Consider the following 20856-nt stretch of genomic DNA (forward strand, 5'->3'; position numbering starts at 1 on the left):
CGGGCGTTCGACGGCGGCACGCCCACGCCGGACTCCGGCACCGCCCGCCGTCGTACTTTTTGCTCCCTGGCGAGGCACCCGCAGGCCTTGTTACAGCCCCTGCCAGGCGGGCTTGTTTTCGTAGGTATGGCGGTAGAAATCCGCCAGTTTCAGGGCCGAGGCAGCGGCCTCGTCCAGCAGGACAGTGGCGTGCGGATGGAACTGCAGCACGGACGCGGGGCAGATGGCGGCCACGGGACCCTCCACGAAATCGCGGACGGCCTGGGCCTTCTGCGCGCCCGTGGCCACGAGGACCACGTGGCGTGCTGCCATGATGGTGGCCAGGCCTTGGGTGATGACGTGGTGCGGAACCTCCGCGAGGCTGTCGAAGAACCGGGCGTTGTCCCGGCGCGTCTGTTCGATCAGGCTTTTGATCCGCGTTCGGGAGGCGAAGGAAGAGCCTGGTTCGTTGAAGCCGATGTGCCCGTCGGTGCCCACGCCCAGCAGCTGCAGGTCCACACCGCCGGCGGCAGTGATGGCTTGTTCGTAGCCTTCGCAGGCAGCGGGGACGTCAGCGGCCATTCCGTCGGGGCCATGGACGTTCTCCGGCTTGATGTTCACCCGGTTGGTGAATTCCCGGCGGACCACCTCACGGTAGGACTCGGGGTGGCCGGCGGGCAGGCCCACGTACTCGTCCAGCGCAAAAGCGGAGGCCCTGCTGAAGTCCAGGCCCTGTTCATGCCGGGCGGCGAGCTCGTCGTAGACGGGCAGCGGCGAGGAGCCCGTGGCCAGGCCCAGGACAGCGTCGGGCTTGCGCCGGATCAGCTGTTCAATAGCGTCGGCAGCGAGCTTTCCGATCTGCCTGCTGCCGCCAAGGATCACTATCTCCATGGAGTTCCTTTCCTTGAGCTGTCATCGGTTGACGGTGACCTGTGCCAGAAGCTCGGGTCCGCGCGTGTCGAGCCACTTGCCGCCCAGCCGGACACCGGCCAGGAAGAGGATCAGGCCCAGGACAATGCCCGCCGCCAGGGTGAGCCAGCCGAACAGGATGTTCCCGGTCACTGCGTTTGCTATCAGCAGCGCGGCCTCGGGCAGGACCAAAACGAACAGGACCAGCATTCCGACGAACTGCACGGCCATGGTCTGCCCAACGTTGCCGGGGGGCTTCTTGAACGGGCTGTCCCCGGGCAGCGGGACAATGACCGTATAACGGGCGGACACCACCGAGGACAGGCCCAGGCCGGTGAAGAGAATTCCCAAGCTGAGCCCCAGCTGCCCGGGCAACGACACCCAGTTGCCGGTGAACGCCGCGTAGCCCACCGAGAACACCAGCACCACCGGCAGGGCGAACGTCAGGCACGCCAATGCCCTGCCCAGCCTGTCAGCCACGCCGCGAACGCCGGTGGCGAGGTGCAGCGCAAACGCCGTGTTGTCATAGGAGACGTCGGCGGAGATTGACCAGGCCAGGATGAAGGCGGCCAGCGGGGCCAGGAAGGCCAGGCTGCCGTAGCTTCCGGTTTGTGTCCCTTGGAACGCCAGCACCACTGGCAGCAGCGGGATTACCACCAGGGAGCCGGAGTAGCGCGGGTCCCGGAGCCAGTAAGTGAGCGACCTTGCCATCACGGCACCGGCGGGTGTGGCAGGCAGCACGCCGAACAGCCCCAGCCTTCCGCGCCTGCGCTTCCCGGCGCCGGCGTAGGGCGGCATGACCAGCGCGCGCTCAAGCAGCAGCTTCCAGCACCAGGCAAGGGCGCCCAGGACAGCCACCGAAAGCAGCAGCTTCACTCCGGCCTCCGCAGGCCGCCCCGACGCGATGTCACCGCCGAGGGCCCAAGGGGCGCCAAGCGGTGTCCAGGACAGGGTCCGCGCGAACTCGGGCAGGAATCCGGTGGAGGCGGAGATGCCCCGGCCAACGCCTGCCACGATCGGGCCCAGCAGGACCAGTGGCACCATGAACGCGATGGCACTGATGTCCTTGAACCGCCGGGAAGCGGCAAGGCTTGCCGTAGCTGTGGTGACCACCTTGGCGAGGACCACGCAGGTCACGACGCCAAGGAATGCGCCGATCAGGGCTGCGAGCGCGGGCAGCAGCCCGCGGGACCAGGTGGCCACCGTGGACAGGGCCACGAGCATGGTGGCCAGCCCCGGAATGCCGATCAACCCGCCGAGCGCCAGGCCGGCGAGCATCTGCTTCATGGGTATGGCGAAGGTGGTGAAGCGGGCCGGGTCGAGGGTCATGTCCGTGGCCGAGGCCACCACCGGAACCACTCCCCAGCCCAGCACGGCGGCGGAACCGCCCAGGACCACCGCCGTATGGGCGGTCACGGGTCCGGCCGCCCTGAGCAGCACGAGCGCAATGACCAGTGTTGCCACGACTCCCAGCGCGTAGAGCCCCGCGATGGCCATGCCCACCAGCTGCCAGGGGCTCCGGCGCAGTCCGTTGCGCAGCAGCGTGAGCTTGAGCCTCAGAAGGTGCGCAACCATTCCAGCCCTTCCGTGTGGCTGTGGCCGCCCACAAGCTGCACAAACCGGTCCTCGAGGGACATGCCGGCACGCACTTCATCCACGGTTCCCGCTGCCAGGATCCGGCCCCCGGCCACCACGGCGACGTGGTCGCACATGCGCTGCACCAGGTCCATCACGTGGCTGGAGACGATGACGGTTCCACCGGAGGCGACGTACCGGTCCAGGATGGAACGGATGTTCGCTGCCGACACCGGATCGACGGCTTCGAAGGGCTCATCCAGTACCAGGAGCCGCGGGGCGTGGATCAGGGCGGACGCCAGGGCGATCTTCTTGGTCATGCCGGCGGAGTAGTCCACCACCAGCGTGCCGGCATCCTGGGTAAGGTCCATGGCTGCCAGCAGCTCCCCCACCCGGGCGGCCACCACCGCCTTGTCCATGCCGCGCAGCAGCCCGGCATACGTGATCAGCTGCTCTCCGCTGAGCCGGTCGAACAAGCGGACACCGTCGGGCAGGATGCCCATGAGCCGCTTGGCTTCCAGCGGGTGCTGCCAGACGTCCACACCGTGCACCACGGCGGTGCCGAAATCGGGGCGCAGGAGGCCGGTGGCCATGGAGAGCGTGGTGGTCTTGCCTGCACCGTTGGGTCCCACGATGCCGAAAAACGAGCCCGCCGGGACTTCCAGGCTGATGCCGTCCACCGCGATTTTCCCGCCAAACCTTTTGGCCAGCCCGCGGATGGAAAGGGCCACCGTTGGCCCGGGATTCGGCGCCTGGCCGGGGATCGGAGCAGTCATGAGGCCAGCCTAGTCGGCGGACCACCGCCGCGGGGGTGCGAAACTTACGGAATGGACATCGCGTTGGGTTTGCTGGTGATCGTTGCCGTGGTGTGCGCCGGCAGCGCCCTGGGCCGCAAACTGAATATCCCCGTTCCCCTGCTGCTGGTGCTGGCCGGGGTGGCGGGATCGTTCCTGCCGCTCATTCCGCCGGTTGAGCTGAACCCGGAGCTGGTGTTGGTTGGCCTGCTCCCGCCATTGCTGTATGCGGCGGCATTCCGCACGTCGCTGTTCGACTTCAAGACCAACCGGCGTTCCATCGGACTCCTGTCCGTGGGATACGTCATCTTCGGAACCCTGGGCGTGGGGATGGTGGTGTGGTGGCTGTTTCCGGAGATCCCATTGGCGGCCGCCTTCGCCCTGGGCGCCGTGGTGGCGCCTCCAGACGCGGTGGCCGCCACGGCCATTGCCCGGAAAGTGGGAATGCCCCGCCGGATCGTCAACATCCTGGAAGGCGAATCGCTGGTCAACGACGCCACGGCGCTGGTGTGCCTGCGGGCTGCGGTGGCGGCCATCGCGGGCTCGGTCTCCGCGCTGGACGTCGCCGGCGGGTTCGTGGTGGCCGCCGGCGGCGGCCTGGCGGTGGGCCTCGCCGTCGCGTATATCCTGACTGAAATCCGGAAACGGATCAGCAACGTGGCCATCAACACCTCCACGTCGCTGATGGCCCCTTTCGTTGCGTACCTCCCGGCCGAGGCCATCCACGCGTCCGGTGTGCTCGCCGTCGTCGTCACCGGCCTGGTGATGGGAACCAAGGCACCGTCCATGCCCAACGGCGCCGCGCGGCAGAGTGCCAGGAGCAACTGGGACACCATCCAGTTCCTGCTGGAGAACGCCGTGTTCCTGCTCATCGGCCTGCAGGTACGGACCATCATCGAAAGCGTCCAGGACGATTCACTGGGCGCGGGCAGGGTGTGGCTTGGCTGCGCGGTGATCCTGCTGACGGTGCTGGTGCTGCGGCCCGTCTGGGTCTTCCCGGCCACCTACCTGCCCCGCCTGATCCCTTCCGTGCAGCGGGCGGACCCGGCACCGCCCTGGCAGTTCCCGGCCATCGTGTCCTGGGCCGGCATGCGCGGCGTGGTCACCCTGGCCGCCGTCCTGACCCTCCCCGATGATTTGGAGCACCGCAACGTGCTGGTCCTGGCGGCCATGGTGGTGGTGGGTGGCACGCTGGTGCTGCAGGGATTCACGCTGCCCGCCCTGGTGCGGGCGCTGGGGATGCCGGGGCCGGACCGGCGGGAGGATGCCCTGAACCAGGCCTCGCTGATGCAGCTGGCCACGGCGGCGGGAATGGAGCGGCTGGAACAGCTGCGGCGCGAGAGCGACCCGCCGGAGGTCATGGACATGCTCCGGCGCCGGACGCAGGAACGCGGGCTGGCAGCCTGGGAGCGCCTGGGCCGGCCGACGGCCGAGGCCACCACCCCCAGCCAGCGCTACGCCCAGCTGCGGATGGCCATGCTGGAGGCTGAGCGGGAAAAGGTGCTGGAGCTCAGGCGGGGCGGGGACTTTGCCCATGAAGTGCTCAGCGAAGCCCTGGAACGGCTGGATGTGGAGGAGTCCATGCTCGATGCCTCCCTCAATGAGCTCGATTCCGCCGCCGAGGGGGGCGGCGGCGAGGGGTTGTCCCAGCCGGGCGGCGTGTGCGACCACCTGACGGCGGCCATGCCGGCGCCGGTCCCCGACAGCCCGGCCTGCGCAGGGTGCGAACGGGAGGGCACCTCGCCGGTGCACCTGCGCATGTGCCTGGCCTGCGGGACCATTGGCTGCTGCGACTCCTCCGCGGGCCGCCACGCCAGCCGCCACTTCAAGGAAACGGGCCACCCAGTCATGCGCAGCGCAGAGCCGGGCGAAGACTGGCGCTGGTGCTACGTGGACGAGCTGCTGGGCTGACCGGGTGCAGTTGCTCTCATCCCGCGCCGATGCGGGCTACTGACTCCTGGTTCAGCGTGCCTTGCGGATCCGGATGGGGCCTTTTGCCGTGGCGGGATCGACGACGGATCCGCCCTGGGTGATGTGCACCTGGCCTTCGTCAACCAGGCGCCGGGCAGCCTCCCGCGCCGGTTCCATGAGGTGGCGCCAGTCGTCGCCGCCCACGGCCCTGGCGGCATCGGATGGGCAGATGGTGGAGGTTGCCGCCCTTGCCGCCAGGAGTTCCAGGATCTTCGCTTCCAGCTGCCCTTCAACCGGGTTTTGCTGATCATTCCCGCCGCTGCGCGCCATGCCGGTCTCCCTGGGTCAACAGATACGGCTTAGAAGGTGCGCCGCGGGACAGCCCGCTCGTACTGGGGCGGCCACGGTAGGTCGTGGCCCAGCTCGAAGGCGGCGCGGAGCCACCAGTGCGGATCGCGCAGCGCGGCCCGGGCGATGAAGACGCCGTCGGCCTGCCCGGTGGCAACGGCGTGCTCCGCCTGGCCGGGCGTGGTCACCAGGCCCACCGTGCCGGTGGCGATGCCGGCCTCTTCACGGATGGCGGCCGAGAAACCGGTTTGGTAGCCGAGCCCCGGCTTGATCTGCTGGTGGGCAACAGCTCCCCCGCTGGAGACATCCACCAGATCCACACCGTGGGCAGCTGCCTCCCGGGCCAGCCGGACCGACGCCGCCTGGTCCACGCCGCCCGGCGCCCAGTCGGTGGCCGAGACCCGGAGCAGCAGCGGCATGGAATCCGGAATTACTGCCCTGACGGCATCAACCACGGCCAGCATCAGCCGGTTCCGTCCTGCCTCATCCCCGCCCCATTCGTCCTCACGCTGGTTGATCAGCGGACTCTGGAACTGGTGCAGGAGGTAGCCGTGCGCCCCGTGGATCTCCATGGTGTCAAAACCGGCATCCACCGCACGGACAGCGGCGGCGGCAAAGTCGTCGATGACGCCGCGGATCTGCTCCACCGTCATGGCCGCGGGCGCCGCGTAGCCCTCAAAGGACGTGGTGGACGGGCCCACAGTCTCCCAGCCGCCCTCGGACGCCGGAACGCTGCCGTGCTTGCCGGAAAAAGGCCAGTACGTGGAGGCTTTCCGGCCGGCATGCGCCAGTTGCACGCCGATTTTGGTGCCGGCCACGCCGTTCCGGTGGACGAAGGAAATGATCCGCTCCCACGCCGCCGCCTGCTCGTCGTTGTAGAGGCCGGCGTCGCGGGGACTGATCCGGCCCTCGGCGTTCACTGCCGCGGCTTCGGTGAGGATCATTGCCGCGCCGCCCACGGCAAAGCCGCCCAGGTGCACCAAGTGCCAGTCGTGTGGAACGCCGGGGGCGTCGTCGGGATCGCAGCTGTACTGGCACATGGGCGACACCCAGCCCCGGTGCTGCAGCTCCATGGAGCGCAGGGTCAGCGGCTGGAACAGGGCCGGCATTAGAACAGCACCCGTGCGAGCGCCTGGCGCGCCTTTGCCACGCGCTCGTCACCGGCACCCACCACGTCGAAGAGTTCCAGCAGCCGGACGCGGGCGGCCTCGCGTTCGGGACCAAAGTTCCTGCCAATGAAGGCCACCAGGCGGTTCAAGGCGTCCTCCACGTGCCCGCCGGCCACGTCCAGGTCGGCCACGCCAAGCTGCGCGTCCAGGTTGTCCGGCTCATTCGCGGCGAGTGCGCGCACCGCGTCGCTGTCCTGGGCGGACACCGACTGCAGCCGGTCCATCAGCTCCACCTGCGCCAACCCCGCCTTGGCTTCATGGTCCGACGGCATCTCCTTCAAGGCCTGGCGGTAGGCTTCGGCGGCCGCTGCGTAGTCGCCGGCTTCGATGGCGTCGAACGCGGCCTGGTGCAGCGGTGGCAGCGGCGCAGGCTCCTGGGCGCCGGACGCACCGGCGTCCAGGCTTCCGTTGACCCCGTTTGCTGCGGCGACCTTGAGGAGTTCGTCGAAGAGGCTCCGCACCTGCTGCTCGTCCGCCGCGCCCTGGAAGAGCGGCACCGGCTGTCCCTTGAGGACGGCAACGGCGGTGGGAACGGCCTGCACCTGGAAGGCCTGGGCAAGCTGCGGGAAGGCTTCGATGTCGGCCGCGCCAAGGACCAGGCGGCCGCCGTAGGAGGCCACCACGCGGTCAAGGGTGTCAAGCATCCTGCTGGACTCCGGCGAGTAGGGGGCCCACAGGGCAAACACCACCGGCACCTGCGCGGACAGCTCAACCAACTGCTGGAAGTTCGCTTCGGTGACGTTGACCTTGAGTTCCGGTCCTTCGTCAGGGCCGCCAGGCTGCGCCCCCTGGGGAGTCCCGGCCGCGGGCCCGGAAGGAGCCGGGCCGGACGGAGCTGCGGGGCGCTTCAGCGAAGAAAGGTCGACGGCGCCGCGCAGGTTAAGCAGGTTGGCAGCGGCAGGAGGGACTGGGCGGGAAGCTGGCGAACTCATGTTTCCCACTCTAGCCACTCCGGCCGCTGCCGGTGGTAATACGGCCAGGCCCTACTTGAAGCTGGCGCCGACCAGGCCGCGGGTGGCGGCAATGAGCTTCATGGGGTCCGTGGATCCTGCCGGGGGCACGTAGACCGCCATGGATTCGGCGAAGCTTAGGACCATCCCCGTGGTGGTTTCCTTGCCGCCGGCCAGGGCTGCGGCGTCGTCACCGATGCTCAGCTTGTCGCCGGCTGCCTTCGGGGTGCCCTCGAAGCCGAAGTTGATCCGGCCCAGCACCAGGGCGCCGCCGTCAGCAGTGCGGAAAACCACGGTGCTGTCCGGAGCCACCTTGTGCGTGAAGGAGAAGTTGCCGTTTTCGCCGGACTTCACCACCTCAGCCTGGTAGGACAGGGTGTCCGCGATGTACGGCGAGGACTGGCCTTCGACCAGCTTGTCCTTGAAGGGCGAGTCCGCCGAGGTCAGGCGGTCTGCAAGTCCGGACATCGCTTCCTCCCCGCTGTAGAGCAGACCGGACTTGTCCGACGCGGCAAGGGTCTCGGTGCCGCCGCGGTTGATGTTGGGGAACGTGGTGCCCGGCTGGAGGGGCGTGGTTTCCGTCAGCTTGTAGTTCTCGCGCGGCGACTGCTGGACCAGCGTCAGGATCTGCGGAACCACGTTGCCTTCACCCTGGGTGACGGCCAGCACCGAACGCGGCCAGTCCCGGTCGCTGGTAACCACGTAGGTCAGCAGCTTGGTGGAGCGCACCGGCATCCGCGGTTCGTACGAGCCGACCTGGGAGCGGATCTTGTAATTCTGCGTGCGGATCTCCAGTTCCGGTCCGCCCACCCGGCCGGCAAGTTTCGCCGCGTCCTTGGCTGCGTCCCCGGCATCGGTGGCGCTGGAGACCTGCTCCAGGATCCGCCGGAACTGGGCGTCGAGCAGCACCGGCACACCGGCTGATTCCTTCGCCGGCGACGAGGCACTGCCGGAAGGCTGCGGGCTGGGGCTGGCCGCCTGGGCGGCGGTGGCGGAACCTGCCAGCACGGCGGCAGCAACGGCGGCTGCCACCATGGTGGCCTTGGAGGAGGAAGAGGACGACGACGGCGCCTGGTTTTGGCTGCCGGCGTTCGGTGTCCCCGGGTTCAGTGCGCCATCGTTCTGTGAGCCGGCATCGGCGGACTTGGCATTGCGTGCACGGGCACGGCGGGCGTAGCTGCTGCTGCCGCCGTCGCTGTTGTGATCATCGCTGCCGTGACCGTCGCTTGCGCCGTTCTTCCGGCGGGCTGCCAGCAGCGCCAGGACGATTCCGGCCACGATCAGCAGGCTGCCCAGGACCATCAGCGGCACAGCCCAGGGGGTGGAGGTGTCATTCGGGAACGTCATGGACACGGAGGCAGGCGCCGGCTTGGTGCCGTCGGAGGCGAGCAGGAGGGTCCACTCGCCGTCGGCCGGCGGGGTCCAGGTGTACTCAAGCTCACCGCTGGCGTTCTCGTTGGTCACCCACAGGTCCGAGCCGGCCGGGTTTGGGGCGGCAGCCTCGCCGTCGGCGTGGTCAACCTGGAGGGACTTTTCGTCCTCGGAAACCCCGGTGATGGTGTTGTGGGCCGTCTTCCCAACCCAGGCGCTGACGTCGTCGGGCCGGCCTGATGCCAGCACGAAGTTTCCGTCACCCTGAATGCTGATCTTGACGGTTCCGCCGTGCAGGGTGCGCAGCTTCTGGTCAATGACCGTCAGCGGTGCGGCGGCGGCATCGGCCGGCGCGGAGGCGGTGAACGTCTCGGATGGAGCCCAGATGGTTCTCTGGCCGATACCGGCCAAAAGTGTCAGGAGGCCGAGCAGCACAAGTGCGGCTGCAGTCTTTAAACGCAAGGGAAACACCTATCATCAGCGGGGGTTTGCCTTCAATAGTAACCTTTTTGTTACCAGGGGCCCCTTTCCGGATCTTCCACGCCTTTCCCTGCAGGTCCCCGCGCAGCGCCTTCGGCGGGTGGTGGCAAGCCTGCTGATAGTGTTTGCGATGATCATCACACCGGCCCGCGCAGGCGGAGCCACGCACGGAACAGGCCCCTAGAACCAGTGACTGACAAGACGGACCCGTCCTCGGCGGCAGCCGCAAATCCCGGGGAACCCAAGGGCCCTGCCCCCGCTCCGGCGCCTCCCCTCGGCATGGCGGCAACCGCCCGCCGCAGGGGTACTGCCGCGGCCGCCCTTGGCCAGGTGGTCCGCCGGCTTCGGCAGCCCCTGCCCGGGGCGCAGCCCAGGCTCCGGTTCGAGATGCCCCCCGAATACACGGGGCAGGTTCCGGAGGCGGAGCACGGCGGTGACGAGGAGCCGCAGTTCGGCCACCCCGGTCCACGCATGTCACCGCAGCATCCGCTGTACATGGGCTTCATGGGGACTGTCGGCGTGGGCCTGGCACTGCTGGTCTACTGGATCGGCTCCCACACCACCCAGCTGCTGCTGTGGATCGTGGCGGCGCTGTTCATCGCCCTGGGCCTGGAGCCCGTGGTGGGCTGGCTGGAGAACCGTAAGATTCCCCGGCCCGCCGGGATCCTGGTCTCGGTGGCGGTCCTGATGGGCGCCGTCGTCGGATTCTTCGCCACCCTGATTCCCACCATCGTTGAACAGGTCTCGGAAATTGTGCGGCAGGCACCGGACTGGATGCACAACTTCATGGATTCGGATTTCTTCCGCAGCCTCGATGACCAGTTCGGCGTACGGGACCGCATTACCGAGGAGGTCAACAAGTTCGTCAACGACCCCGCCGCGATGGGCGGCATTTTCGGCGGCGTGCTGGGCTTCGGATCCACCGTGGCCAACGGGCTCTTCGGCGCCCTCATCGTCCTGGTACTGAGCCTGTACTTCCTGGCAGCGCTGCCGGCCATGAAGAAGTGGGGCTACCGCCTGGCGCCGCGCTCACGCCGCAAGCGCGTCGCTGCCCTCTCGGAGGAAATCACCCGTTCAGTGGGCAACTACGTGATCGGCCAGGCCTGCGTGGCCCTGCTCAACGCCACCTTCGCCTTCGTGGTGATGTCCATCGTGGGCGTCCCCTTCGCGCTGCTCCTGGCGTTCGTGGTGGTCCTGCTGGCCTTCATCCCGCTGGTGGGCGGCATGATCGCAGGCATCGTGGTGACCCTCGTATCCCTCACGGAGGGCTGGCAGGTGGCAGCCATCTACGCCATCTGCTACTTCGCTTACCTGCAGTTCGAGGCGTACTTCATCTCACCCCGCATCATGCAGAAGGCAGTCGCCGTGCCCGGTGCGGTGGCGGTGATCTCGGTGATCGCCGGCGGCAGCCTCCTAGGCGTCCTCGGGGCCCTGATCGCCATCCCCACCGCCGCCGCCGTCCTGCTGCTGGTCCGGGAAATCTACATCGTCCGGCAGGACCAGCACTAAGGGTTCGGCAAAACCAGTACTGAAACGCGGTGTCCCCTGACGCTGGCCGTGGAGCTGTCCCGGGGCGTGCGGGCTAGGCCCCGGCAGTCGCCGTCGGTCCGTCCCATTCCTGCGGCAGCTCCGCTCCGGCCTGGCCGGGACTGACCTGGGCCACGATGTCGTTCAGGACCCGGGCAGCGTACTTCTCCCCCACCCACAGGTGCTTGGCCCCGGCCACGCCCACCACCCGGGCCTGCGGCACCATGCTGAAGCGGGCAGTGGCCTCCGCAGGCTGCAGGAAGTCATCGTGCTCCGGCACCAGGACAGTGAGCGGCTTGCCCGATTCCGCCCACAGCTGCAGGTGCTTGTCCGTTGCGCGGTGCAGCGGCGGCGACAACAGCACCGCACCCTCGATCTGGGCCGCCACGGGTTCAATGGCGCCGTACATCAGCGCCAGTTCCGTGCCGAAGGACCATCCCACCAGCCAGCGGTTGGGCAGGCCGCGTTCGACGGCGAAACGGACCGCCGCCTCCACGTCATGGCGTTCGCCGATCCCTTCCTCAAAGCCGCCGCTGCTGGTGCCGCGGGGAGAAGCGGTACCGCGGGTGTTGAAGCGCAGCACCGCGATGCCGGCCAGCGCCGGCAGCCGGTAGGAGGCCTTGCGGTACACATGGGAATCCATGAAGCCGCCGTGCGTCGGCAGCGGGTGGAGCGTGATCAGCGTGGCTTTTACCGGGCCCGATTCGGGCAGCGCCAGCTCCCCCACCAGGGTGTGGCCGTCCTCGGTCTGCAGCTCGATGTTCTCGCGCCGGGCAGGCAGGACCGTGGAGGCACGGATGGGAACGGGGCCCTGGGCCTGGGTGAACTGGTACGACGCCGGATCAAAAGTCATGCCTGCCAGCTTAGCGACAGCGGGGGCATCCGACGTTCCGGCCACGTCAGCGGTAGCGGTAGCTTCTCGTCAGCCAGCAGTTGGTGTGCCAGTGCCGGCGTTCGGCCAGGCCTGCGGCGGCGCCAAAGAGGTGGTCGTCCTTCCAGACCACGAGGTGCGCGACACCGGGCAGCACCGCTGTGGAGCACTCCGGGCAGATGTAGGTCTTCTCGGCGTTCTTTGCGGTCATGGTGCGCACCATCCACTCACCGTCCGGGGCGCTTTCCCGGCGGGCTATTCCCGCCCGCGCACGTTCCAGGTCCAGTTCGGGGACGTCGCTGTTGCTTTTCCGCCCTGCGCCCTTGCCGGAAACGGGCCCCCGGCCGGAAGCGGGACGGCGGGGACGGTTGGAGCGCGGCATGTATCTATTCTGCCCCAGCCGCGCCACTGATCCTGGACCGCTTCCCGCAAGCTGCGTCCCGCCGTCGGGCACCACCTGCCGGACCCCACGCGATAGTCTGTACGGCGTGCGTCTTGTCATAGCCCATTGCTCCGTTGATTACGTCGGCCGGCTCAAAGCCCATCTCCCCCTCGCCACCCGGCTCCTGCTGGTCAAGGCGGACGGCTCCGTGCTGGTGCATTCGGACGGCGGTTCCTACAAGCCGCTGAACTGGATGAGCCCGCCGGCTTCGCTCCGGGTATCATCCCCGGACGAGGTGGACTTGGAGCTCGGGGTGGTGGAGCAGTGGACCGTGCAGTCGGCCAAGACAGATGACCGGCTCATCATCAACATCCACGAAAAGATCAGCGAGTCCTCGCACGACCTCGGGGTGGACCCCGGGCTGATCAAGGACGGCGTCGAAGCGGACCTGCAGCGGCTGCTGGCCGAGCAGATTGAAACGCTGGGCCAGGGCTATTCCCTGATCAGGCGCGAGTACTTTACCGCGATTGGCCCGGTGGACATCCTGGCCCGGGACGCCGATGGTGCCACGGTGGCCATTGAACTCAAGCGCAGGGGGGACATCGACGGCGTGGAGCAGCTCACCAGGTATCTGGAACTGCTCAACCGCGACCCCCTGCTGGCACCGGTGCGCGGCATCTTTGCCGCCCAGCAGATCAAACCGCAGGCAAAGGTGCTGGCCAATGACCGCGGGATCGACTGCGTAACGCTTGACTACGACGCGATGCGCGGAGTTGACGACAGCGAATCGCGGCTCTTCTAGCCATTTCCTTTGTTGCTTCAGGCACCTAAATAGCAGCATCCGAAGCAGGTCTCTTCGTCACCTGTTTTTTACCTAAATTTTCGCCTTTTTGCTGTTCGGGCCGTTGACCTGCGGGAACAGGCATGAAATTCTTATCTCAGTCTTTGTGTAGGTGTTTTTCATGCTCGCAAGACATGTTGCGAGCGCGAAGCTCCTGCAGCGCCGGGCCCCTTTCCGGGCGAGGCAATCCAGGATTCTTCTCGCGGAGTGACCAAGGGCGGCACGAGGTGTGCCGGTCTTAAAAAGTTCCATAATGAGGAGAAATAAATGGCACAGGGAACCGTCAAGTGGTTCAACGCTGAAAAGGGCTTCGGCTTCATCACCCCGGATGACTCCGATGGCGATGTCTTCGTTCACTACTCCGAAATCCAGACCGGCGGCTTCAAGACCCTCGACGAGAACCAGCGCGTTCAGTTCGAAATCGGCCAGGGCGCCAAGGGCCCCCAGGCCACTGGCGTAACTGTCGTCTAAGTAATCCGCCCGGCCGCTTTCCGCGGCTGTCAGCGACAAATGGTCCCCGGCAATTCTGCCGGGGACCATTTTGCATTTGCGGAAATACCGCGGCGGAAATGCCACATTACTGCCGGGCACTTTCCGGCCGGGCATTTGCAGGCCGGGCATTTGCAGGCCGGCTGGACGGCCTCAGGTGACCAATTTGCGGACCAGGCGGGCGCCCTGTGCCAGGGACAGGCCCGGGAGGTAGGCCCGGGTCAGCGCGCGGCCGATGGCGGGCAGGTGCAGCGGGTCCTGGTAATACAGGTAGAGCGCCCGATACTCCGGCTTGAATCTCGATTTGAACGCCGCCAGGGAGCGGAAGCCATAGACCGGTTCAAGCGCGTGGCCTACCAGGTCCAGGATCCTGACGAGGTTCTGCGCGCCCTCGTCGGTGGCGCCCGCTTCCGTGCTTTCGTCCGCCGTCCCCGTATCGTCCACGGCGTCTCCCGTCCCCGGCTGCATGTCCGGGCGGCTGGCCAGCGGGGAGCCGGACAAGGAGATCATGTCCACCGAGTCCCGTAGCTCGAGGACAGCCGAGGCGATCAGGAACTCCATCACGCCCGGGAATCCCTCGCTGCCGCGGCGCATGACGTCCAGCGTCCGGCTGACCAGCCGCCCGCCGTCGTACACGGGCAGCCAACTGGTCACGCCGTGGACCGTGCCGTTGCCGTCCACAGCCAGGCAGCAGAGGACTTCCTCGTCATCGAGCTCGTCCACTCCCCCAAGCGTGAAGCCCATTTCCGGAACCGATTTGGTGGCCGCCCACTCCTCGGACACTTCGTTCAGCCGCGACCGCAGCGCCGGCGGCAGCGAGTGGTACGAGCCCCAGACCGCGTGGACGCCCAGCTTCGCCGCGCGGTTCAGGGCGGTCCGGACGTTCTGCCACTCTTTGCCCTTGAACTCGAGCTCATCCAGCGCCAGCCGGGTCTCCTGGGCAACGGCCACGCGGGAAAAACCACGTTCCCGGAGCGCCGGCCACATGGTGTCGTCGCAGGAGTAGAGCGCCGGCACCAGTGCCTGGCTGCGGCAGTAGTCCAGGAATCCCTCGGTCACTCTCTGCTCAGCCCCGCGGTCGCCGATCGCACCGCCCAGGGTCAACGCCACGGTCCCATGCTGTTGGAACGCCATTCCACCTGCACCGTCGGGGCTGAACCAGTAGGTGTTGGGCTCCCAGAGTGCCATCCATGACAGTGGGCCGCCGCCCTGGTGGAGCAGGTCCCGGGCGCGGTCCCGGTCCTGCCGCCCGAAGTTGAGGCCGTGGTGCCGGCCCACCAGAACCCACCACACGGCCACCAGGGCTACCAGCCAGAACACCGGACCCGAGTAGGCGAACAACAAGGCTTCTGCGCTGTCCTGCTCGGGGAAGACCCGCCGGAAATGCTGGGGAATGGGCACCGGAACGTACTGCCGGGCCAGCTCGGCGAAGAGCCCCAGCAAGCCTCCGTCGCGGGCCAGTCCCCCGGACCAGAACCAGGCCACGGTGTAGGAGCCGGCCAGGGCAAGCCAGGTTCCGCAGACCACGGCACCGAGCACGCGCCGGGCGCCGGGACGGGTCTGCACGCGGAACTGCCTCCGGTTCAGCCACAGGACGACCGCCAGCAGCAGCGGGACAACCACCAGGGGAAGCACGTGCGCGAAGGCCGAGGACAGCGGCGTGGCATGCGTGCCCTGCAGGCGGGACGGGACAAGGGCGAACAGGGCAAGGTAGACGGCGGCCAGGGCCGTAACGGCCAACTGGATGGCCAGGGCGATGTTGAGGGCAAGCCGGCGGCCGCGGCGCATGCCGTCCGCGCAGATCAGCAGCAGGATGACCGGCACCACCGCCAGCGCCAAACCGAACGGTCCGGCAAATCCCGCCCGCCCTGTTTCCAGGCAGGACGCGTCAACTGTGGCGCCGCAGTTGAACACCAGCTGGCTGAGGGTGGGCATCGGACTCAGCACAACGTCGCGCAGCAGGGCCAACGGTCCCGTGGGCGCCCGCGTAATGCCGGTCAGGATCGGTCCCACGGCAAAGACCGCAACGGTGAGGGCCAACAGGTTCCTGGTCTCACGGCCCGTGGACCGGTGGCGGTGCAGGCGCCCCTGGTCCCCCTGGATCCACCAGCCGGCCAGGAGGCCAAGGAGCGCGCCGATAAGGCCGATCACCGTCTCGGCATGTCCCACGTAAAGAACCAGGAGGATCGAAATGGACAGCACCACGGTGCGGAGCCGGCGCTGCCACAGCAGGGTGATACGGGCGCTGGCAGCCAGGCCGGCGGTCAACACCGGGGCGTAGGGGCCAATCAGGTTGTCATCGGCCATGGCGTCCAGCCAGCCGTCCCCCACATATCCCGCCAGCTGGGTCACCAGGAGGAACACGGTGACGGCCGCGAACTGGCCGCCGAAGAACAGACCGACGGCGGCCCGCCAGCCCAGCTTGCGCTCGGCAAGTCCCAGCAGCAGGACCATCATCAGCGACGCCGCGATGTAAGCCAGCGGGTTGGTGGCGAAGAAGAGGCTGGTGAACAGCGACCACCACTGCCCGCCGCGCAGGCCGGGGCCGCTGACGGAGGCAAGCCCCAGGAGCTGCTCCGGCGGGCCGTCCAGGAAGCTTCCGGTCAGGGCGGCGGTGGCGAGGAAGGCAACAACCACCCCAAGCGTGAACGGCATGGACTTCAGCGTGCGCAGCGTCTGCTGCACCGCAGGGCGTCCGACGGCGGCCCACATCAGGGCGGCCGTGCGGTTGGGGTTCCTGGTGGTCACCACTGCATCCCCCACTGGCTGCCAAGGAACTGCAGGGCGTCGGCAAAGCGCTTGGATGAAGTGTCCCAGGAGTGGCCGGTGTGCTCCACCACGTGTGCCTGCACTGTGAAGCCGGCGCCCTGCGCTGCCGCGGCAAGCGTCTGGAGGTTGGCCACGAACTCCGGATCGTTCTGGCCTGCGGTGAGGTACATGCCGTGGGACTCGAACCGTTGGTGTTTCATAATCTCCAGTGGAGTCTGCCGGGTGAATTCGTCGGGGGTTCCGGGGAAGGCTGCGTCGATGGTCTTCTGGCGTTCCTTGGCAATTGCCGGCTCCGCTTCGCTGGAGAAGGCCAGCACGTCCGCGTAGATCTCAGGATGCCTGGTTCCCATTTGCACCGCGCAGGTGCCGCCGAAGGAGAAGCCGCCGATGGCCCAGTGGCTGTGGTTGGTGTCCACCGCCAGGGTGGAACCTATCCACTGTGGCACGTCCTGTGAAAGGTACGTGTCCGCTTTGGCGATGCGGCTGTCCATGCACATGGTGTTGGCGGACTGCGAGCCATTGGGATCCGGGATGACCACCACCGGTGACACCCCGCCATGGGCGGCGGCAAAGGAGTCCATATGGCCGCGAATTGCGCCGCCGGTGAGCCAGTCGGCGGGACCGCCGGGCTGCCCTGCCACCAGGACCAGCACGGGCAGGGCGGGGCGGTTGGCTGCAAAGTAGGCCGGCGGAAGATAGATGTAGGCGTCGCGGGTGTTCATTCCGGACAACGTTCCTGGAATCGTGGACTTGCGCAGTTCGCCTCCGGCAGGCAGCTCCCCCTGCGGCTTCCAGCCCTGCAGCGGCACGCCGTCGGGCCCCCCGGGGTGGCGCATGAGGTCCTGCTCCAGCACGGGAATACGCGCCAGTGCCGTGCCCAGCAGGTCACTGACGGTCCTGTTGAGGCCGAAGTAGGCGTTGATCTGGATCGCGGACAGCAGCACCACCAGCAGCGCGGCGAGGACCCCTCCCCCGCGGCCGCCCCAACTCGTCCGGGGCAGCCGGAGCAGGCACAGGAGCAGTGCCGCCACACCCGGAACCAGCCACAGCAGGACGGGGTCGGGCAGGTCCTCGGGGAAGATGGTGAAGATGTTGATCAGCGCCCAGTGCACCGTACCAACCAGGGCGAAGGCGGCTGCCGCGGCGATGAGGATGCGGACAGCCCAAGCCCGGACGCGATGGACCGGAACCATGGCGGCGCGCCAGGGTGGCACCAGGAGATAGGCGGCGCCGCCCATTCCCAATACCAGCACGGTTCCGTAGAGTGGACCGTCGGTGAGCCGGATGTCTAAAAGCCAGTCCACGTTGGCTAGCGCCAGGTCCCCACGCCAATGACAGGACCTGCTTCCAGCCAGGATGACAGTCCCGTGTAGGCGTCGAACTTCATGGCCAGGTGCAGGTCCTGCCCCTCGTAGCGGAGTTCGACGATCACCACGTCCGGCTGGACCTTCACCGCCTCCGCTTCGGTAGGCTTCCGGCGGCCCAGCAGCTCCAGTGAGCTGCGTTTAAATGTGTACTTGGGGCGGACGCTCAAGGAGATGAGCCTGAACCACTCGAGGTCATTGTCCTGATAACGACAAACCCCCATCTGCCAGCTGTTTCCAGCTACGCAAATGGAGGCGTCCACCGTGCCGAGGGCACGCCGCAAGTTGAAGCGGCGTACCCCCGAAAGGCACAGTGCAAAAATCAGCAATCCGAACGCGATTGCCAGTGCGATGAACGAAATACCCGGTGCGTCCATCAAGGTCGTGCTAGCGGATCCCAGCGGTAGCCGAGCCGCCCAACTGGGCGTTGTCAGCAACGATCACCACGCGGTTGTTGTCGACGGAGAAGAACCCGCCGTCGACGTCCACCGCAATACGGTCCCCGGAAACCGGCTGGATTGCCAGTTCACCCTCGGCCAGGATCGCCAGCAGGGGCGAGTGGCCGGGCAGGATTCCGATTTCACCATCGCTGGTGCGGGCCTTGACCATCTTGGCCGCTCCGGACCACACAAAGTGGTCCGCTGCGACAATCTCAACCTCAAGCTCAGCCATATTACTTGGTCTGTTCCTGGATCTTGGCCCACTGGCGCTCGACGTCGTCGAGGCCGCCGACGTTGAAGAACGCCTGCTCCGCGATGTGGTCGAGTTCGCCGTCGCAGATCGCCGCGAAGCCTTCAACGGTGTCCTTGATGGAAACCGTGGAGCCTTCAACACCGGTGAACTGCTTTGCGGTGTAGGTGTTCTGCGAGAGGAACTGCTGGATGCGGCGTGCACGCGACACGACGATCTTGTCTTCTTCGGAGAGTTCATCGACACCGAGGATGGCGATGATGTCCTGGAGTTCCTTGTTCTTCTGCAGGATCTGCTTCACACGGACGGCCGTGTTGTAGTGGTCCTTGCCGATGTACTGGGGGTCCAGGATGCGGGAGGTGGACGTCAGCGGGTCGACGGCCGGGTACAGGCCACGGGAGGCGATTTCACGGGAAAGTTCCGTGGTGGCATCCAGGTGCGCGAAGGTGGTGGCCGGCGCGGGGTCGGTGTAGTCATCTGCGGGAACGTAGATGGCCTGCATCGAGGTGATGGAGTGGCCCTTGGTGGAGGTGATGCGCTCCTGCAGGAGGCCCATCTCGTCCGCCAGGTTGGGCTGGTAGCCCACGGCCGAAGGCATACGGCCGAGGAGGGTGGAAACCTCGGAACCTGCCTGGGTGAACCGGAAGATGTTGTCGATGAAGAGCAGCACGTCCTGGTTCTGCACATCGCGGAAGTACTCTGCCATGGTCAGCGCGGACAGGGCCACGCGGAGGCGCGTTCCCGGCGGCTCATCCATCTGGCCGAAGACAAGGGCGGTGTCCTTGAGGACGCCTGCCTCTTCCATCTCAACCCAGAGGTCGTTGCCCTCGCGGGTACGCTCGCCAACACCGGCGAACACGGAAGTACCACCGAAGTTGCGGGCAACACGGGTGATCATTTCCTGGATCAGAACGGTCTTGCCTACGCCGGCGCCGCCGAAGAGGCCGATCTTTCCACCCTTGATGTACGGGGTGAGGAGGTCGATGACCTTGATGCCGGTCTCCAGCATCTCGGTGGAGCCTTCCAGCGAAGCGAAGCTGGGAGCCTTGCGGTGGATGGGCCAGCGTTCGCTGACATCCAGCTCCGACTCGGCAACGTCCAGGGGCTGGCCCAGCACGTTGAAGATGTGGCCCTTGACGCCGTCGCCGACGGGAACGGAGATGGGGGCGCCGGTGTCCACCACGGAGGTGCCGCGGACAAGGCCGTCGGTTGCCTGCAGGGAGATGGCGCGGACGAGGTTGTCACCCAGGTGCTGGGAGGTCTCGAACGTGATGGTCTTGGTCTCACCGTTGAGAGTAATCTCGGTGGTGAGGGCGTTGTAGATCGACGGGATTGCGTCAGCCGGGAATTCGACGTCGACAACCGGGCCGATTACGCGCGCAATACGGCCGGTGGCACCGGCCGTTGCGGCTACGCGTTCGGTAGCAGTGGCAGTCATCTCTCTCACTTCACTCAGTAGATGGCGTGGGGTTAAGTTTATCTGTGGTGGTGCTGGTTCCGCGTAAACCGGGGCGTTGGAGGCTACGACGCAAGGGCGTCGGCACCGGCAACAATCTCGGAGAGTTCCTGCGTGATTTCGGCCTGGCGGGCCGTGTTGCGCAGACGCGTGTACTTCTTGATCAGTTCCGTTGCGTTGTCGCCTGCCGACTTCATCGCCCGCTGGCGGGCGGCCAGCTCCGATGCAGCGGCCTGCAGCATCGCGGCAAACAGTCGCGATTCGATGTAGCGCGGCAGCAGTGCGTCAAGGACCCGCTCGGTTTCCGGCTCGAACTCGTACAGCGGCAGCAGCTCCGATTCGGAGGCGGCTTGCTCTTCCACTACCTCCAGCGGCAGGAGGCGGATGACCGTGGGCTCCTGCGTAACCATCGACTTGAAGCGCGTGTACACAACGTGGATCTCGTCCACGCCGCCCTCAGCGAAATCGGTGGCGAAATCGTGGAGCAGTGCCTCGCCGATTTCACGGGCGGTGCTGAACTCGGGGGCGTCGGTTCCTCCGGTCCAGACCCGCGCGTACTCGCGGTTCCGGAAATCGAAGTAGGCCTGGGCCTTGCGGCCCACGAGGTAGGTCTTGACTTCCTTGCCTTCGGCGTGGAGCAGCTCGTTGAGACCTTCCGCCTGCTTGAGGACACCGGCAGAGTAGGAACCAGCCAAGCCACGGTCCGAGGTGATTACCAGGACGGCGGCACGGCGGATCTGCTCCGGCTCAGTGGTCAGCGGGTGGTCGATTTCGCTTTGGCTGGCGACAGCAGAAACGGCGCGCGTGATCGCGTTCGCGTAAGGCAGTGAAGCTGCTACGCGCGCACGGGCCTTCCCGATGCGCGAGGTAGCGATCAGTTCCATCGCCTTGAAGATCTTGCGCATCGACGTGGTCGAGCTGATCTTCTGGCGGTAGACCCGGATCTGGGCTCCCATACTTATCCTTTCCTAACATTCCGTA

Annotated in this window: 19 protein-coding genes; 4 read left to right on the forward strand and 15 right to left on the reverse strand. The window is 67.0% G+C overall.

The genetic code is table 11. The features are described from left to right. Positions 1 to 90: 90 nt before the first annotated feature. From nagB to JCQ34_RS11700, 3 genes are read right to left on the reverse strand one after another with little or no spacing between them, the layout of a single operon-like run. A complete protein-coding gene (gene nagB / locus JCQ34_RS11690) occupies positions 91 to 870 on the reverse strand; it encodes a glucosamine-6-phosphate deaminase (RefSeq protein WP_286397748.1) in 780 nt (259 codons plus the stop codon). 21 nt (positions 871 to 891) lie between these two features. Further along, positions 892 to 2463: a transporter gene (locus tag JCQ34_RS11695; protein WP_286397750.1), complete on the reverse strand. Its 1572-nt coding sequence runs from the start codon at positions 2461 to 2463 to the stop codon at positions 892 to 894. Continuing rightward, entirely contained in the window at positions 2445 to 3239 is a 795-nt protein-coding gene (locus tag JCQ34_RS11700; protein ID WP_286397752.1) for an ABC transporter ATP-binding protein, read from the reverse strand. The genes JCQ34_RS11695 and JCQ34_RS11700 overlap by 19 nt, the downstream gene beginning before the upstream one ends. Positions 3240 to 3290: 51 nt before the next feature. Between JCQ34_RS11700 and JCQ34_RS11705 the strand changes: the two genes are divergently transcribed. Next, on the forward strand, positions 3291 to 5168 hold the full coding sequence (locus tag JCQ34_RS11705) for a Na+/H+ antiporter (protein WP_286397753.1): 1878 nt from the start codon (positions 3291 to 3293) through the stop codon (positions 5166 to 5168). A gap of 51 nt (positions 5169 to 5219) precedes the next feature. Here the strand turns inward: JCQ34_RS11705 and JCQ34_RS11710 are convergent, their stop codons facing one another. From JCQ34_RS11710 to JCQ34_RS11725, 4 genes are read right to left on the reverse strand one after another with little or no spacing between them, the layout of a single operon-like run. After that, positions 5220 to 5498 carry a DUF3253 domain-containing protein gene (locus JCQ34_RS11710; RefSeq protein ID WP_286397754.1) on the reverse strand — a complete coding sequence of 93 codons (279 nt, stop codon included), beginning with the start codon at positions 5496 to 5498 and terminating at the stop codon, positions 5220 to 5222. Positions 5499 to 5527: 29 nt separating this feature from the next. Next, entirely contained in the window at positions 5528 to 6625 is a 1098-nt protein-coding gene (locus tag JCQ34_RS11715; protein ID WP_286397756.1) for an NADH:flavin oxidoreductase/NADH oxidase, read from the reverse strand. Continuing rightward, positions 6625 to 7617 (reverse strand): tetratricopeptide repeat protein, encoded by a 993-nt coding sequence (locus tag JCQ34_RS11720; RefSeq protein ID WP_286397758.1) that lies wholly within the window; start codon positions 7615 to 7617, stop codon positions 6625 to 6627. Before JCQ34_RS11720 ends, JCQ34_RS11715 begins: the two co-directional genes overlap by 1 nt. Before the next feature lie 51 nt (positions 7618 to 7668). Beyond that, positions 7669 to 9441: a hypothetical protein gene (locus JCQ34_RS11725; RefSeq protein ID WP_286404470.1), complete on the reverse strand. Its 1773-nt coding sequence runs from the start codon at positions 9439 to 9441 to the stop codon at positions 7669 to 7671. Positions 9442 to 9675: 234 nt separating this feature from the next. On the opposite strand from JCQ34_RS11725, the gene JCQ34_RS11730 reads away from it, so the two are divergent. Beyond that, entirely contained in the window at positions 9676 to 10995 is a 1320-nt protein-coding gene (locus tag JCQ34_RS11730; RefSeq protein WP_376976064.1) for an AI-2E family transporter, read from the forward strand. 73 nt (positions 10996 to 11068) lie between these two features. On the opposite strand, the gene JCQ34_RS11735 is transcribed toward JCQ34_RS11730, so the two are convergent. Next, positions 11069 to 11866: an alpha/beta hydrolase gene (locus JCQ34_RS11735; protein WP_286397760.1), complete on the reverse strand. Its 798-nt coding sequence runs from the start codon at positions 11864 to 11866 to the stop codon at positions 11069 to 11071. A gap of 46 nt (positions 11867 to 11912) precedes the next feature. After that, the gene (locus JCQ34_RS11740) at positions 11913 to 12266 is read right to left on the reverse strand and encodes an ATP/GTP-binding protein (protein ID WP_286397762.1); all 354 of its coding nucleotides are present in this window, start codon (positions 12264 to 12266) and stop codon (positions 11913 to 11915) included. A gap of 106 nt (positions 12267 to 12372) precedes the next feature. Between JCQ34_RS11740 and nucS the strand changes: the two genes are divergently transcribed. Beyond that, positions 12373 to 13068, forward strand: coding sequence for an endonuclease NucS (gene nucS / locus JCQ34_RS11745; RefSeq protein ID WP_286397763.1), 696 nt, complete (start codon positions 12373 to 12375; stop codon positions 13066 to 13068). 306 nt (positions 13069 to 13374) lie between these two features. Next, positions 13375 to 13578, forward strand: coding sequence for a cold-shock protein (locus tag JCQ34_RS11750; protein ID WP_003804766.1), 204 nt, complete (start codon positions 13375 to 13377; stop codon positions 13576 to 13578). 171 nt (positions 13579 to 13749) lie between these two features. Here JCQ34_RS11750 and JCQ34_RS11755 read toward each other — a convergent pair whose 3' ends face one another. The 6 genes from JCQ34_RS11755 to JCQ34_RS11780 form a co-directional block, all read right to left on the reverse strand. Next, positions 13750 to 16308 (reverse strand): bifunctional lysylphosphatidylglycerol flippase/synthetase MprF, encoded by a 2559-nt coding sequence (locus tag JCQ34_RS11755; protein ID WP_286404476.1) that lies wholly within the window; start codon positions 16306 to 16308, stop codon positions 13750 to 13752. A gap of 32 nt (positions 16309 to 16340) precedes the next feature. After that, positions 16341 to 17669, reverse strand: coding sequence for an alpha/beta hydrolase (locus JCQ34_RS11760; RefSeq protein ID WP_286397764.1), 1329 nt, complete (start codon positions 17667 to 17669; stop codon positions 16341 to 16343). Positions 17670 to 17674: 5 nt separating this feature from the next. Then, entirely contained in the window at positions 17675 to 18106 is a 432-nt protein-coding gene (locus JCQ34_RS11765; RefSeq protein WP_142133435.1) for a DUF2550 domain-containing protein, read from the reverse strand. A 10-nt stretch (positions 18107 to 18116) separates the two neighbouring features. Beyond that, the gene (locus JCQ34_RS11770) at positions 18117 to 18401 is read right to left on the reverse strand and encodes a F0F1 ATP synthase subunit epsilon (protein ID WP_018760117.1); all 285 of its coding nucleotides are present in this window, start codon (positions 18399 to 18401) and stop codon (positions 18117 to 18119) included. Position 18402: 1 nt separating this feature from the next. Then, positions 18403 to 19857: a F0F1 ATP synthase subunit beta gene (gene atpD, locus JCQ34_RS11775; RefSeq protein WP_286397765.1), complete on the reverse strand. Its 1455-nt coding sequence runs from the start codon at positions 19855 to 19857 to the stop codon at positions 18403 to 18405. A gap of 83 nt (positions 19858 to 19940) precedes the next feature. Continuing rightward, entirely contained in the window at positions 19941 to 20831 is an 891-nt protein-coding gene (locus JCQ34_RS11780; protein WP_286397767.1) for a F0F1 ATP synthase subunit gamma, read from the reverse strand. Between the last annotated feature and the right edge of the window lie 25 nt (positions 20832 to 20856).

The organism is Pseudarthrobacter defluvii (assembly GCF_030323865.1).
Classification (GTDB): domain Bacteria; phylum Actinomycetota; class Actinomycetes; order Actinomycetales; family Micrococcaceae; genus Arthrobacter; species Arthrobacter sedimenti.

Excerpts from the sequence above, each read along its gene's own strand:
- JCQ34_RS11720 (WP_286397758.1), bottom strand. The coding sequence starts at position 7,617 with ATGAGTTCGCCAGCTTCCCGCCCAGTCCCTCCTGCCGCTGCCAACCTG.
- JCQ34_RS11705 (WP_286397753.1), top strand. The coding sequence starts at position 3,291 with ATGGACATCGCGTTGGGTTTGCTGGTGATCGTTGCCGTGGTGTGCGCC.
- nagB (WP_286397748.1), bottom strand. The coding sequence starts at position 870 with ATGGAGATAGTGATCCTTGGCGGCAGCAGGCAGATCGGAAAGCTCGCT.
- JCQ34_RS11710 (WP_286397754.1), bottom strand. The coding sequence starts at position 5,498 with ATGGCGCGCAGCGGCGGGAATGATCAGCAAAACCCGGTTGAAGGGCAG.
- JCQ34_RS11770 (WP_018760117.1), bottom strand. The coding sequence starts at position 18,401 with ATGGCTGAGCTTGAGGTTGAGATTGTCGCAGCGGACCACTTTGTGTGG.
- JCQ34_RS11715 (WP_286397756.1), bottom strand. The coding sequence starts at position 6,625 with ATGCCGGCCCTGTTCCAGCCGCTGACCCTGCGCTCCATGGAGCTGCAG.
- JCQ34_RS11765 (WP_142133435.1), bottom strand. The coding sequence starts at position 18,106 with ATGGACGCACCGGGTATTTCGTTCATCGCACTGGCAATCGCGTTCGGA.
- JCQ34_RS11700 (WP_286397752.1), bottom strand. The coding sequence starts at position 3,239 with ATGACTGCTCCGATCCCCGGCCAGGCGCCGAATCCCGGGCCAACGGTG.
- JCQ34_RS11780 (WP_286397767.1), bottom strand. The coding sequence starts at position 20,831 with ATGGGAGCCCAGATCCGGGTCTACCGCCAGAAGATCAGCTCGACCACG.
- JCQ34_RS11735 (WP_286397760.1), bottom strand. The coding sequence starts at position 11,866 with ATGACTTTTGATCCGGCGTCGTACCAGTTCACCCAGGCCCAGGGCCCC.
- atpD (WP_286397765.1), bottom strand. The coding sequence starts at position 19,857 with ATGACTGCCACTGCTACCGAACGCGTAGCCGCAACGGCCGGTGCCACC.
- JCQ34_RS11755 (WP_286404476.1), bottom strand. The coding sequence starts at position 16,308 with ATGTGGGCCGCCGTCGGACGCCCTGCGGTGCAGCAGACGCTGCGCACG.
- JCQ34_RS11740 (WP_286397762.1), bottom strand. The coding sequence starts at position 12,266 with ATGCCGCGCTCCAACCGTCCCCGCCGTCCCGCTTCCGGCCGGGGGCCC.
- JCQ34_RS11750 (WP_003804766.1), top strand. The coding sequence starts at position 13,375 with ATGGCACAGGGAACCGTCAAGTGGTTCAACGCTGAAAAGGGCTTCGGC.
- JCQ34_RS11695 (WP_286397750.1), bottom strand. The coding sequence starts at position 2,463 with ATGGTTGCGCACCTTCTGAGGCTCAAGCTCACGCTGCTGCGCAACGGA.